Source organism: Inquilinus sp. YAF38 (assembly GCF_052113205.1).
GTDB lineage: Bacteria > Pseudomonadota > Alphaproteobacteria > DSM-16000 > Inquilinaceae > Inquilinus.
In genome coordinates, this window is the sequence record NZ_JBFRCU010000001.1 from 36060 (window position 1) to 49569 (window position 13510).

Consider the following 13510-nt stretch of genomic DNA (forward strand, 5'->3'; position numbering starts at 1 on the left):
GGGTCCTATGATGTCCGACAATTCGCCGCCGCGCACCCTGGCGTTGCGTCGCGCCCGCCCTCCACAGCGTCGCGGCGCCCTGCTAGGGTCTCGGCGATGATGCTTCTCGGATCCGACGACCCGCCGCCCTTCGAGCTGGTGAACCCCGACGGCAAGGCCTGCGCCCTGCTGGTCGCCGACCATGCCGGCCGGGCCTTCCCGGCATCTCTCGGCACGCTCGGCCTCGATCCGGCGGCGCTGGACCGCCATGTCGCCTACGACATCGGCATCGAGGCCTTTTCCCGCCGCCTGGCAGAGCGGCTCGACGCGCCGCTGCTGCTGCACCGCTATTCGCGGCTGATCCTCGACCCGAACCGGCAGCTGGACGACCCGACCTCGATCTGCGCCATCAGCGACGGCGTAATCGTGCCGGGCAATGCCAGGCTGACTGCCGAGGACGAGGCGGCGCGGGCCGGCGCCTTCTTCCACCCCTATCACGACGCGATCGCCGGACAGCTGGACCTGATCGCTGCGCGCTGCCCGGCCCCGGCGCTGCTGTCGCTGCACAGCTTCACGCCGGTGATGCGCGGCTTCGCCCGGCCCTGGCAGGTCGGGGTGCTGTGGCGCGACGACGGCCGCATCCCGCTGCCGCTGATGGAGGCGCTGCGCCGCGACCCGGAGATCACGGTCGGCGACAACCAGCCCTATTCCGGCCGCAACGAGCATGGCTACACCATCCACCACCACGCCGAGCCGCGCGGCCTGCCGCATGTGCTGATCGAGATGCGCCAGGACCTGATCGCGGCCGACGCGGCGGCCGCGGCCTGGGCCGACCGGATGGCCGACCTCTTCGCCCCGATCCTGGCGGACCAGGATCTGTACCAACCCCTGCAGGCGGTGGCATGACCGAACCGGCGCTGACCCTCGGCATCGAGGAGGAATACCTGCTGGTCGACCCGGTCAGCCGCGACCTGGTGGCCGACCCGCCGGCCGAGCTGGTCGAGGCGCTGGAGCATCGGCATGAGGGCGCCGTTGCCCGCGAGTTCTTCCGCTGCCAGGTCGAGGTCGGCACCCCGGTCTGCCGCAGCATCGCCGAGGCGAGGGGCGAGCTGACCCGGCTGCGCCGGTCGGTGGTGGAGGAGGCGGAGCGGCACGGCCTGGCCCTGATCGCCGCCTCGACCCATCCCTTCGGCACCTGGCGGCCGCAGAAGCACACCGACCGCAGCCGCTACGACCAACTGGCGCGCGACCTCGGCGTGCCGGTGCGGCGCCTGCTGATCTGCGGCACCCATGTCCATGCCGGGATCGAGGACCCGAACCTGCGCATCGACCTGATGCGGCAGGTCCGGTACTTCCTGCCGCATCTGCTGTCGCTGACCACCTCCTCGCCGTTCTGGCAGGGCACCGACACCAAGCTGAAATCCTACCGCCTGGCTGTGTTCTCCGAGCTGCCGCGCACCGGCATGCCGGAGGAGTTCCAGAGCTACGGCGAATACGAGGCGGCGCTGGCGGCGCTGGTCCAGGCCGGGGTGATCGAGGACGGCAGCAAGATCTGGTGGGACATCCGCCCCTCCGCCCGCTTCCCGACCTTGGAGATGCGCGTCACCGACGTCTGCACCCGGGTCGAGGACGGGCTGGCCGTCGCCGCCCTGTACCAGTGCCTGCTGCGCATGCTGTGGCGCCTGCGCGCCCGGAACATCGCCTGGCGCCGCTACCGCAGCGTGCTGATCGAGGAGAACCGCTGGCGCGCCATGCGCTACGGCTTCGAGGAAGGGCTGATCGACTGGGGCAAGGGCAAGCTTGTGCCCTATGCCGAGCTGCTGGAGGAGATGCTGGCGATGGTGGCGGAGGATGCCGCGGCGCTGGGCTGCGAGGCCGAGATCGCCCATACCCGCAACATCCTGGCGCAAGGCACCTCGGCCCACCGCCAGCTCGCCACCTATTACCAGGCCCTGGCCGAGGGCGTCGACGAGGCCGGGGCGCTGCGCCGGGTGGTCGACCGGCTGATCCTGGAGACCAAGGAGGGGCTGCAGCCCGGGCCTTGAAGCACCACATCTCGAGTTCCGGAACCCGTGGACATTCGCATGACCGAGATCGACGCCAAGACCCGCACCGAGCTGGAGGCCGCCGCCTTCCGCACCCTGGTCGAGCATCTGCGCCAGCGCACCGACGTGCAGAACATCGATCTGATGACCCTGGCCGGCTTCTGCCGCAACTGCCTGTCGCGCTGGTACCGCGAGGCGGCGGAGCAGCGCGGCATCCCGCTGCCGGATGCCGAGGCGCGCGAGGTCGTCTATGGCGAGCCCTATGACAGCTGGAAGGCCAAGCACCAGAAGGACGCGACGGCCGGCCAGAAGCAAGGCTTCGAGGCCGCGAACAAGCATTGAGGGTCGAAACCCCGTCGAGAAAGCTAAAGAAGTCCCCCCTCCCGCGAGGGGGGGACTCGTTGTTCATCCGTCGGCGCTTGCTGCGGATCTCGGCGAGGCCGTTCCGAATCGCGCCAGGAAATCGCACCCCCCGCCGGCCCGACTCCCGCGGCGGCGTTGGGCCGGGACAGGCCGCTTGCCGGCCCGGCCCGGCCGCTTTATGGTCCCGCGCCCTGAAAGACCCTGTTGAGGACCAGCCATGTCGGATGTCGGTGGTATCGCCGCGGATCGCCTGAAGTCGTTCATCGAGCGCATCGAGCGGCTCGAAGAGGAGAAGGCCGGGATCGCGGGCGACATCAAGGATGTCTATGCCGAAGCCAAGGGCACCGGCTTCGACGCCAAGATCATCCGCCAGATCATCCGCCTGCGGAAGATGGAGCAGGACGACCGGCGCGAGCAGGAAGAGCTGCTTGACCTCTACAAGCAGGCCCTCGGCATGCTGGAATAAGAGACCGCCCTGGTCTCCAGCCGGCCGGAGCGACGGAGCATGCCGCTGCGCCCGCATGGGCTGTCCCGGATCGTGCAACTGGGGTAGGGGCACGCAGCCTCCCTCCCTTGATCGTCATTCCCGCGGAAGCGGGAATCTCTTGCCGGTCGAGGCGTGACGAGATCCCCGCTTTCGCGGGGATGACGAGGTTTTGAAGAGGCCTTTCGCGCGCAGACGCGCGCAGCCCCTCCCCCAGCCCCCTCCCGCAAGGGGAGGGGGAGAGTGGAAGGCTGGGCCGGCTGGGAATGAACGGGCGTGAGCCACGCGGCGGCGATCAGCTGCCGTCCGGCGCGTGTTCCGGGCTGTCCGGCTCTTCCTCCGGGTCGTCCGGGTCCTCTTCGTCCGGTTCTTCCACCCAAGGCGTCCCGTCCAGCCGGGTGCGGGTGTCGTTGTCGAACCAGTAGAACGGGCCGCCCATGATGGACTGCTTGCGCGAATAGCGGGCGTAGTCCCGTCCGGTGCGCGGCCAGAAGCGCAGSCCGTGCTCGTCGTTCACGCTGTCATCCTTGGCCGGCGCCTGGGCCGTGGCATCCGGGTCGGCCATCAGGATGAATTCGGGCTGGACGTCSATGTCGCGGCAGAGCCGGAGGATGATCTCCTCGATCGGGTGGTCGGCCARAGCGAGGGCGGCGTCGATGTCCGGCTTCTCGAGCAGCCGCCCCCACATCTCGGTGGTGGCCAGCAGCCKCTCGCTCGAGTGGAAATTGGGGTCGGTGGCGATCGAGCTGGTGACGATCCGCGCCACCTGGCGCCGGCGCCGCGCCTTCTCCTCGATCGGGGCGCGGGCTTCGGCGGCGGCCTGGTCCGCCGCCTCGCGGTGGCGGCGGGCGAAATGGGCCTTGAGCGCCAGGGCGTGGCGGATGCCGCGGCCGGCGCGGTCGAGCGAGAKCTCCAGGTCCCGGACCGCGGCGGTGTCGCCGGCCTTGATCGCGGCGAGGGAGGCGGCATGCATGGCCTCGGCGCGCTCCATCGCCATCTCGGCCAGCCGGTCGAGCATACGCGCGGCCTGCCCGGCATCGGCTTGCTCGGGGGCCGGTGCGGCTGGCTGCGGAGTGGAGTCGGAATGCGCCTTGTCCATAGAACGTAGCATGAACGAGAACGATCCACCCGCGCAATGAACATTGTGTTCACTCACGCTCGAGGGGCCGGCATCGGCCCTGGATGCGCGGGGGACCATGGATCCCAGCCGCGGTCGCGGAGCGGCCGTCAGTTCCCCGCCGTGAGCCGCGCCGTCGCGTCGCCGAGGGCCGGATCGATGGTCCAGTCACCCATCAGCCGCACCAGGTCGTCCGGGGAGGCCGTGGCATCGCACACGCGGAGCGTGATGTCCGCCTGGTCGATGCCGGCCGGCAACGCCGCGCCCATCGACCGCTGCAGGCGCTGCAGCGCGAACAGGCAGCCGGGGCTGCCTTCGGGCCGGCCGGCCACATAGAGGAACGGCCCATACCGGTTCTGCCCTTCCCGGATCGAATTGGCATCGACCGCGCCCGTGGGCGCCGCGACCGCCGCCAGGAACTGGTCGCTGGTGATCCTGCGTGCCGTGCCGTCGGCGGAGATCTTCAGCTCGAGGAAATTTTCGCCCTTTGCGCGCGTGTCGTTGCGCAGCACATAGCGCTGTTCCAGCATCTCGCCGCCGCGGCGATCGGAGACCGCGAGCAGCATCGGCCGCAGCGACCTGCCCAGCCGCAGCGCCGCGCGGTCGGGCGCTACCTCGCGCCACAGCATCGTCGTCGATTGCGGATCGAAGCGCCCTTGCGGCACACAGCCCGCGGCCAGTGCGGCCACGGCGAGGACGAGGATCGTGCGGAGCGGCAGGGATCGAGGATGCATGGTCAGTTGAATCCGTAGAGGCCGCCGCGCGCGATGCGCACGCCCTCGCGGCTGTCCGGCGTGCTGAGCACCCGGTCGACGGCCAGGAAGACGTCCAGCGCCTCGCGGTAGCGGCGCAGGTTGTAGAGTGCGAAGCCCCGCAGCATCTGCAGATCCCGCCGCGGCGGCGCCCCCAGCTGGTCGCGCGTGTCGAACAGGCGGAGCGCCTCACGGTAGTCGCCGCGCTGATGCGCCGCCGTGCCGAGCTGCGCCAGAACCTCGCCCTGGACCTCCCGATGCTGCTGCCCGGTCAGGGTTGCTTTGTCGATCAGGGTCTGCGCGTCATCGACCAGCCCGCGCCTGAGCGTCGCCAGGATCAGCCCATAGCTCGCATCCTGGATCTCAGCCGCCCCACGCCCCTCGGACCGCGCCGCGGCGAACAGCGCCGAGGCCTCCGTCGGCCGCTCCAGCTCATAGAGGCACCAGGCGCGGGTCAGCTTCATTCCGGCCGGGACGCTGCCATCCGTCAGCCTAAGACAATCCGCATAGGCGCCCGACTGCTTCGCCGCATCCGCGGCCGTGCCCCGGGTCGCGGCCGCGGCGGCGGCCCGGCTTGGCCCCGAAGCCCGCTGCGGCGCCGGGCTTCGCTGCGCCGCGCGGCGCCCCGCCGCGAGCGACGTCTGGACATCGTCGACGGCTCCGGCATCGGCGCCCGACCTCTGCCGCGCCAGGGCATAGAGCTGCGCCATCTGCTCGGCCGACAGGAACGCATTCGCCTTCTGCAGCGTCGCGACCCGCTCCTGCAGGCTGCTGCAGGTGCCGACCAGGCTGCGATACAGGTCGAAGGCGGACGCCGTCTGCTGCAGGCGGGCGAAGGCTTCCGCCGTTCGCCAGACCGTGTCCGTGCGGGCGCAGTTCAACAGGTCCGGCTGCCGGCGGGCCTGGTCGATCACCGCCTGCCATTGCGCGGTTTCGGCGGCCGTGCCGAGCGTCTGCTGCCCTTCGGCGATGTCGAGCTGGCGCAGCAGGTCGGCGGAGGGGGTATAGGTCGGATTGGCTTGCCGGAGCTGGGCGATTCGCGTCCGCACCTCGGCATAGCGGCCGGTCCCGAACAGGTCCCACAGCTCCTGCTCGTTCACCGATGGACCGGCCTGTCCGCTCATGAGATCCGGCGGCGGCTGCCAGCCCGGATCGATGCCCCGCAGCCGCCGGATCTCGGATTCGACCCGGTTCCAGTCCTTGATCTCGACATAGTAGCGCAGCGCCGTGAGGTCCCGCTCCTCGATCCGGCGCGGCGCACCTGCCGGCGTCTCCGGAGGTGGGGACGCGGCCGTGCCGGCCGGGGACTGCTCCGGCGCCGGCGTCGCGGCGGGGGCCGCGCCGGCGGGCGGCTGGATCGCCTGGGCGACCAGACCGGGCGCGGGCGGACGCGTCGGAGACGGCGATGCGCCGAATGCCAAGACCGGCATGCCGGCCAGGATCACTGTCGCGGCAAACGTCAGAGAGGGGCGCATGTCGGATATCGCTCCCGTTGCACGACGCGGGTGAGCATCAGAAGGGTGGAGGGGTAATACGGCTCGGCCGCCCGCAGCGCCGGAGGGTCGCTGAAGCCGGAGGAGCCGTGGATGCAGGAGACGAGATCCGGCAGCCCGAGATAGCCGGTGTCCAGGCTCCGTTCGACCACCTTGCCGGATTCGGCATCGACCACCATGGGCATGCCGGCCGCGCGATCGGTCCAGAGCGCATCGAAGCGCCGGATAGCCGAGTGTTCGGGAAACCCGGCCCAAAGCAGGTAGAGCGGGATGCGATAGGCGTTGTAGCCGACGACATCGGGCTGGTCCGGGGCCGGCCCCAGGCGGCCGTCGGAGTGCAGGGCGATCCAGTCGGGCGGCGGCCGCCCGGCCGTGCCGGCCTGGTCGATCAGGGCCAGGCCGCTGTCGAGCACCTGGCCCCATCGGTCGTCATCGAAGGCCGTCTTGAAGTCCTGCAGCGCGGGGAAGACCCAGTAGGACAGGTTGATCACCACCCCGCCATCGGGCAGCGAGAAGCCCTGTACGGCCGGAAGGAGCACGATCCGGCCGGACACTTCCGCGCTGGCATGGTCGAGCGCCGATTGCGCGAGCCTCGCCGACGCCTCCCGATAATCGGCGTCATCCCAGGCCCTGCCGGCGCGCAGCAGCGCCCAGGCCACCAGGAGATCGCCGTCAGTCGCGTTGTTCCGGTCGGTCACGCCCTGGCGCTCGGGGTCCCAACGCCAGGCCAGCAGGCCGTCCTCGCGCACCTGCAGGTTGACCCGGGTCCAGTTCCACACCCGGGCGAAGGTGGACGGATCGGCATGGGCGACGGCGAGGAGCATTGCGTAGCCCTGGCCCTCCGAATGGCTGATGCCGCCATTGGGCGCATCGATCACGCGGCCCTCCGCCGAGACATAGGCACCGCGCCAGAGCGCCCATTGCATATCGGTCTGCCCGGCACGCGCCGAGCCCGGCCATGATGCGGTGGCGAGCACGGCGATCAGGCTCCAGAGCAGGCTTCGCATCGCGCCCCCGTCATCGCTTTGGGCGGACGCCGATGCGCCCGAGCAGTGCGCGGGTGACCCCCGCGGCGACCACCGACAGGACGAGAACCGCGATTGTCCATAACGTCCCGTTCCGCGAGAACCAATGGCCGGCCACCATCAGCATGTTGGCTGATAGGAATGGCTTCGTCATCACCAGTGATTGCTCGACGGGCTGATGAAGACTCCACCCGTCGGCCAGGAGCAGCGCCGCATCGCCGTCGAGGGCAGACCAGGCCGCGGGCCTGGCTGTCCGGACGGCGAAGGCGGACAGTGCCTGAGGGTCGGCCGCCGTCACCAGCGTCACCAGCCCCGGTGCCCCTTGCCACTGGCCGACGAAACCGGCCGCCTGGATCTTCTGGGCGGCGAGCCAGTCCGGCACGGACGGCCCGGCCTCATGCCATCCCACCAGACGCCGGGCATCCTGCAGCACGTCGTCCCAGAGCGACGATGCCTGATCGGCGATCGTGTCCCGGCTGGTGGCGCGCTGGTCCAGCTGCACCTGCCAGGCGAGCCGGGCATCGGCCGAGCCGGCGCTCGGTCCCGCATCGGGCACCGGGCCGGCGGGCGGCACGGCCGGAAGGGTGCTGCCGGCAAAGTCCTGGGCGAGATGCGGGGCGATCTCCGCCGGGGAAATCGGCGAATCGACGAACAACCCGCTGGGCAGCGTCGCCACCGGCCCGACGACGAGGGTCGGCGCGGGCGGCCCAGCCAGGGACAAGGTCGGTTCGAACCGCACCGGTGTGTCGGAGGCGGCACTCAGCCGCGCCGCAACCGTCAGGGCGGCGGCCACCGTGCGGGGGTCCAGGTCGGACAGGAACAGGCGGGCCGGGCCGGATCCGGCATAGGGATACCCGGTCGCCGCGGTCAGGGACAGGTCGGGCAAGGCCACCATGTGCGGCGCGTCGTCGAAGGTCAGGGACGTATCGCCGAACAGCGTGGCGAACGGGCGGTTCCCGCCGACCTCCGGGCAGGCCTGCTGGGGGACCTGGGCCGGCACGCTGAAATCGAACCTCACCGTGTTGTCCCCGGCATGGAACAGGCGCAGCGGCAGCTGGTACTCCTCGTTCTCGATCACCTCGCCGCCGCCGTGGCCGAACGGCCGCATCGCCAGCGCCGTTCCGTTCAACGAGAGGGTCATGCCGGCACCCGGCGGCAGGCCGCCATCATAGGCCAGCATCAGCCTGAGCCGCGCGACCGAGTCGTTGGACACCAGGAAATCCGACGGCAGCCGGATGACGGCATCGACCTGCCGCCGTTGCTCGGTGACCGGGAGGTCGCCGAGCCCAAGCTCGGTCAGCGTCACCCGCTGGCCGCGCTCGATCAGGTGGGGGCGGCTGCTGCCTGCCAGGGGCGTCGCGTCGGCCCACAGGCGCGTGAGCAGGTCGCGGGGCGCGCCCTGCAGCAGAAGCACGGGTGCGCCGTCGGCCGCCGGCCGCACGGATGCGGCGTCGCTGCCGCCGGCCACGACGATCCGGGGCCTGCCGACCGCATCGGTGCCGCCGAGCGCGACATCGAAGCTCGGCGAGAGCTCGGGCATCGCCCTGCCGAGCAGCGTAGCCACAGAGACCAGGGTGCCGATCGTCTCAGGGGTCAGCGGTACCCGCAGGGAGACCGGAATCGCCTCGCCCCGCGCGCTCGCAGCCGCCGCCGCATCGATGAAGCCGCCGATATCGGAGACGGGTCCGAGATCCTTCGCCGGCACGGTCACGCCGCTGCGATCCGGATCCAGCTGGGTCCAGAGGTCGAAGCCCGCGCCGGGTCCGCACAGCACGCGATGGGTCTGCCGGCCGCTGATCGTGAGCAGATTGCGCCCAGGCTGCAGCAGCCCGGGCGGGATCGCCAGGTCGGTCGCGCCGGGCGTCGCGAAGGCATCGGGCTCGAGAGCGCCGATCGGCTTGCCGTTGAGGCTGACATCGAGGCGCGAACGCTCCGGCAGAAGATCCGCGCCGCTGAGATGGCTGAGCGACAGCGTCGCGCCGTCGCCCGAGCCGAGCGGCGGGGCGATCAGGGCGAAGCGGGCCGCCACACGCTCGCCGGAAAGGCGGAGGCCCGAGGTGCCCTCGACCGCGACGAGCGGCAGCCGGATGTCCGGAACCTCGGCGGCCGGCGCGGGCGCCTCGGCCTGGATGTTCGGGGCGGGACCGGCCGGGGCGCTCGGCGCCGCCGGTGTCGCCGTGGCCGGAGCGGCCGGTGGCGGAGAGGCCGCCGGCGACGGGGCCGGCGCGCTCACCGGCGCCTGCGCGGGCTGCTGCCCTGCGGCCGGCGGATTCACCTGCCGTTCGGGAGAGGGTGGCGGGGATGTCTGCTGCAGACCCGGGACGGGAATGCGTTCGGAGCTGCCCGGCGCGGGACGGGGTGCCACCGGTGCCGGCGGTGGGGAAGGTTCGGCCCCCGGCAGAGGGATCTGCTGCGCCGGCGCGGCGGCGGCGATGCCCAGGACAGCGACCGCGGCCAGCCATCCCGACCGGCGTGACGCCGGTGATCTGCGCGCGTGCGGCATGGTCAGCCGACCTGTTTGAGCGAGGGTTGCTCGCCCTCGGGAAAGGCCGGAGGCGCGCGCTCCCCGAAGACCAACTCGTGGCCGCTGACCTCCCGTGCCGGCTCCTTGCGCCGCCCCATCCTGATGAGGAAGGGGATCGATCGGACCGCCGTGCGGATCGCAAGGCCGAAGAACCACAGCACGCCGATCACCGTGCCCGGGCCGCGCCGCTGGTCCTGCCGCCGCTTCTCCCACAAGGCGCTGTCGGAGAACATCAGGCGGCTGACGGTCGCCACCGCCGACACGTCCTGATCGGTGACGAAGGCAAGGCCCAGTACCACCGCATTGCCCTGGACCACGCGGTTCCGGACGCGGGATCGCACCGGGGCAAAGGCCGGACCATCCGGATCGCTCGTCACGCGCAGCACGACGAGATCCCCGGCCTGGATCGCCGCGGTCTCCGGCGTGTAGTCGAGCCGCACCTTCGAGCCGGCCATCGACACATCCTCGATCCGGGCTCGTTTGACATGGCCATCGATTTCGATCTGCCCGGTCCGGTTGATGTCGACCCGCGGGCGCGACCGGCGCTGCCGCCGCTCGCAGACGGCACCGAGCGCGGCGAGCATGATCATCAGGTTGAACAGCGCCCAGGCGCCGACCACCGACACCACCATCCGGTCGCCGGGGAAGATGGAGAAGCGCCAGACCGCCGCGCCCAGCCCTGCCAGCAGCAGCAGGATCAGCGCGAGGATGGGCCAGGCCATGGGCGAGAGATACTCCTCCTGCAGCAGCTCGTTCTTGGCGGTCACCCGGAAGGTCGGGGATCGCGGCCGCAGCACCACCGAGAGGATCGGCCGGATCAGGAACGGCGCCTGGGCGGTTTCGTACAACTCCGAGATCAGCATCCAGCGTGTGGTCCGGAACTGGAAGTTCGACACCAGGAACACCCCGGCCATGTAGACGAGGGTGTAGGAGACGAATTCCGCCGCTATGGCGCGGTAGATCTCCAGCCCGAAGAACAGGTAGAACAGCGGCGCGATCATGAAGATCATGCGCGCGAAGGGAAAGAACCAGAACGCGCTGCTGGAGAGGTAGCAGAGGCGTTGGACCAGGCTGAGGCCGCGCTTGAACAGGGGGTTCTTCAGCAGGAAGATCTGCGTCATGCCCTGCGCCCAGCGCGAGCGCTGGCCGATGAAGCTGGCGAAGGTCTCGGGCTGCAGGCCAGCGATCATGGCCTGGTCGACATAGAGGCTGCGCCAGCCGCGGGCGTGCAGGTCGATCGCCGTCTCGGCGTCCTCGGTGATGCTCTCGCCGGAGAAGCCGCCGGCCTCGTCCAGGGCCTGGCGCCGCAGCAGGGCGGCGGAGCCGCAGAAGAACGCCCCGTTCCATTTATCGAGGCCGCGCTGGATCAGCCCGTAGAACATCTCGTTCTCGGGCGGGATGCGGTGCGACAGCCCGAGATTGCGCTCGATCGGGTCGCTGTTGATGAAATAGTGCGGGGTCTGGACCAGGAACAGCTTCGGATCCTCGGCGAAATAGCCGACCGTCCGCTCCAGGAAATCGGCCGACGGCACATGGTCGGCGTCGAAGACGGCGACCAGGTCGCCCGAGGTGCGGGCCAGGGCGGAGGACAGGTTGCCGGCCTTGGCGGCGATATTCTTCTCCCGGGTCAGATACCGGGCGCCCAGCTGGGTGCACAGACGCTGCAGGGAGACGCGGCGCTGCAGCGCCTGGCCGGCGATCGTCGGATCGCTGTGATGGACCCGCTGGTCGGTGCCGCCGTCATCCAGCAGATAGACCGCCATCTTGCCGGCCGGGTAGCGGATCTGGGTGGCCGCCGCCACGGTCACGGCCAGCATGTCGGCGTCTTCGTTGTAGGTCGGGATGAAGATGTCGACGGTGGGAACCTGCTCCGGCCTGACGATCGGCTTCGGCGCGCTTCGCCGAATCGGGTCCGAGGTCACGAAGACGCTGAGGAAGAACATCCCGACGGCGTAGAGCTCGGCGCCGAACAGCAGCAGTGCGGCGACGAAGGACGGAATGTGGTCCGTCGACGGCAGGGTGTGGAGCGAGCGCCACATGATGTAGCGCAGCACGATGAACGCCCCCAGGATCAGAAACAGCAACCGGCCGTATCCACGGACCCGAAGGGTCTTCAGCGCGACCATGGCGGCCAGGATCACCAAGCCGCTCGCCAGCTGGGTCGATGCGCTGACGTTGACCGCACCCAGGACCGTCGCCCCCAGGAACAGGACAGCCCAGATCAGAAAGAGGATGGCAGTCAAACGTCTCTCCATCAAAACGTCGAACGGCGAACGACCCAGGCCGCAACGATCTCGCCTCATCCGCGGAGCCTGTGAGGCGAACTGAAATCATCAGGTACGGAACAGGAGTTGTACGGCCCGGTTCCTTGGATTTTAGGCAAAGCCGGCGGACTGGGAGCCACAGCTTCTTGAGCATATCGCTCTTTGCGCACTCAGCGGCTTTATAAATACCGTTCTATGCTAACAAAGTTTCGCAATACGATCTAGAACATGAAGTCGGAGGCAGAAAGATCTGCCAGGTGAAGACCCCTCAGCGTGATCGAGTTCTGCGACTGCAGCGGCGCGGAGTCATCGAGGGCGATCACCACCCCCTGCGCCGTCTCGACCGCGTGGCCCAGCAGCTGCTGAAAATTCTGAAGAGTGGTATGGCCGGTGAGGTCGATCAGATCGTGGCCGGCACCGGCAGGCTGGAAATCGCTGATGACGTCCCGCCCGGTCCGATCGCCGAAGACGAAGACATCGGCCCCTGCGCCGCCGGCCAACTGGTCGTCACCGATCCCGCCGTCGAGCCGGTCGTTGCCGCGCCCGCCGTCCAGCAGATCGGCATCCGTGCCACCGGAAAGGAAATCGTTGCCCTCGCCGCCCAGCAGCTGGTCGCGCCCGGTGTCGCCGAACAGCCGATCGTCGCCGGCCATTCCGAAGAGCTTATCCTGGCCAGCGTCGCCGAAGAGCCGATCGTTGCCGTCGCCGCCGTCGAGCCGGTCGTCCTCGACCCCGCCCGACAGCGTGTCGGCGCCCAGCCCGCCCGAAAGCACGTCGTTCCCGGCCTCGCCATAGGCGGCATCGTCGCCCGCGCCGCCGTCGATCGCATCGGCTCCGGCGCCAGCGTAGAGCCGGTCGGCGCCGTCTCCGCCGGCGAGCCGGTCGTCCCCGGCCTCTCCATACAGCTCATCGGCGCCGATTCCGCCATCGAGCCGGTCGTTCTCCACCCCGGCATAGATCTTGTCGTTCCCGGCACCGCCCGACAGGTGGTCGGCCCCCGCCTCGCCATAGAGGCGGTCGTCGCCGTCGTCCCCGGAGAGGGTGTCCGAGCCGGTGCCGCCGTAGATCTGGTCGCCGTCCGCGCCACCGAAGAGCGTGTCGTTGCCGGTATCGCCGAACAGATTGTCCGATCCCGCGCCGCCATAGGAAACGTCGTCGCCCAAGCCGCCATATAGGAGATCCGCCCCGGCCCCACCATCGAGCAGGTCGTTTCCGGCCTCTCCGAACAGGCGGTCATTCCCGGTATCGGCATACAGCCGATCGTTCCCGATGCCGCCATAGAGATCGTCGTTTCCGGCGCCGGCCAGGATGCGATCGTTCCCGGAGCCACCGTAAAGATGGTCATCCCCGCCGAAACCGACGATTTCGTCGTCGGCATCTGTACCATAGAGCCAGGAGGCTCCGGATTGACCCAGGATTCTCATTCGTCGGCGCCCCGCACGGAATGAAGAAGGCTTATATTCA

General features: G+C 69.9%; 11 protein-coding genes. 4 read left to right on the forward strand and 7 right to left on the reverse strand.

Going from position 1 to position 13510, the window contains the following annotated elements:
* The first annotated feature begins 96 nt into the window (after nt 1–96).
* The 4 genes from AB4Z01_RS00190 (at nt 97) to AB4Z01_RS00205 (ending at nt 2853) form a co-directional block, all read left to right on the forward strand.
* Nucleotides 97–885: an N-formylglutamate amidohydrolase gene (locus AB4Z01_RS00190; protein ID WP_441689359.1), complete on the forward strand. Its 789-nt coding sequence runs from the start codon at nt 97–99 to the stop codon at nt 883–885.
* A complete protein-coding gene (locus AB4Z01_RS00195; protein ID WP_441689361.1) occupies nt 882–2024 on the forward strand; it encodes a carboxylate-amine ligase in 1143 nt (380 codons plus the stop codon). The genes AB4Z01_RS00190 and AB4Z01_RS00195 overlap by 4 nt, the downstream gene beginning before the upstream one ends.
* 39 nt (nt 2025–2063) lie before the next feature.
* Nucleotides 2064–2366, forward strand: coding sequence for a DUF1244 domain-containing protein (locus AB4Z01_RS00200; RefSeq protein WP_441689363.1), 303 nt, complete (start codon nt 2064–2066; stop codon nt 2364–2366).
* 238 nt (nt 2367–2604) lie between these two features.
* Nucleotides 2605–2853 (forward strand): DUF2312 domain-containing protein, encoded by a 249-nt coding sequence (locus AB4Z01_RS00205; protein WP_034834984.1) that lies wholly within the window; start codon nt 2605–2607, stop codon nt 2851–2853.
* A gap of 313 nt (nt 2854–3166) precedes the next feature.
* Here AB4Z01_RS00205 and AB4Z01_RS00210 read toward each other — a convergent pair whose 3' ends face one another.
* The 7 genes from AB4Z01_RS00210 to AB4Z01_RS00240 all read right to left on the reverse strand — a co-directional run bounded on the left by AB4Z01_RS00210 (nt 3167) and on the right by AB4Z01_RS00240 (nt 13470).
* The gene (locus tag AB4Z01_RS00210; RefSeq protein WP_441689365.1) at nt 3167–3889 is read right to left on the reverse strand and encodes a hypothetical protein; all 723 of its coding nucleotides are present in this window, start codon (nt 3887–3889) and stop codon (nt 3167–3169) included.
* A 209-nt stretch (nt 3890–4098) separates the two neighbouring features.
* A complete protein-coding gene (gene bcsN / locus AB4Z01_RS00215) occupies nt 4099–4722 on the reverse strand; it encodes a cellulose biosynthesis protein BcsN (RefSeq protein WP_441689366.1) in 624 nt (207 codons plus the stop codon).
* 2 nt (nt 4723–4724) lie between these two features.
* The gene (locus AB4Z01_RS00220; protein WP_441689368.1) at nt 4725–6215 is read right to left on the reverse strand and encodes a hypothetical protein; all 1491 of its coding nucleotides are present in this window, start codon (nt 6213–6215) and stop codon (nt 4725–4727) included.
* Nucleotides 6200–7240, reverse strand: a complete 1041-nt coding sequence (locus tag AB4Z01_RS00225) for a glycosyl hydrolase family 8 (protein WP_441689370.1) — start codon at nt 7238–7240, stop codon at nt 6200–6202. The genes AB4Z01_RS00220 and AB4Z01_RS00225 overlap by 16 nt, the downstream gene beginning before the upstream one ends.
* 10 nt (nt 7241–7250) lie before the next feature.
* Nucleotides 7251–9761, reverse strand: a complete 2511-nt coding sequence (locus tag AB4Z01_RS00230) for a cellulose biosynthesis cyclic di-GMP-binding regulatory protein BcsB (RefSeq protein WP_441689372.1) — start codon at nt 9759–9761, stop codon at nt 7251–7253.
* Between the two features lie 2 nt (nt 9762–9763).
* Nucleotides 9764–12025 carry a UDP-forming cellulose synthase catalytic subunit gene (gene bcsA / locus AB4Z01_RS00235; protein ID WP_441689374.1) on the reverse strand — a complete coding sequence of 754 codons (2262 nt, stop codon included), beginning with the start codon at nt 12023–12025 and terminating at the stop codon, nt 9764–9766.
* A gap of 242 nt (nt 12026–12267) precedes the next feature.
* Nucleotides 12268–13470: a calcium-binding protein gene (locus AB4Z01_RS00240; RefSeq protein WP_441689376.1), complete on the reverse strand. Its 1203-nt coding sequence runs from the start codon at nt 13468–13470 to the stop codon at nt 12268–12270.
* Nucleotides 13471–13510: the final 40 nt, after the last annotated feature.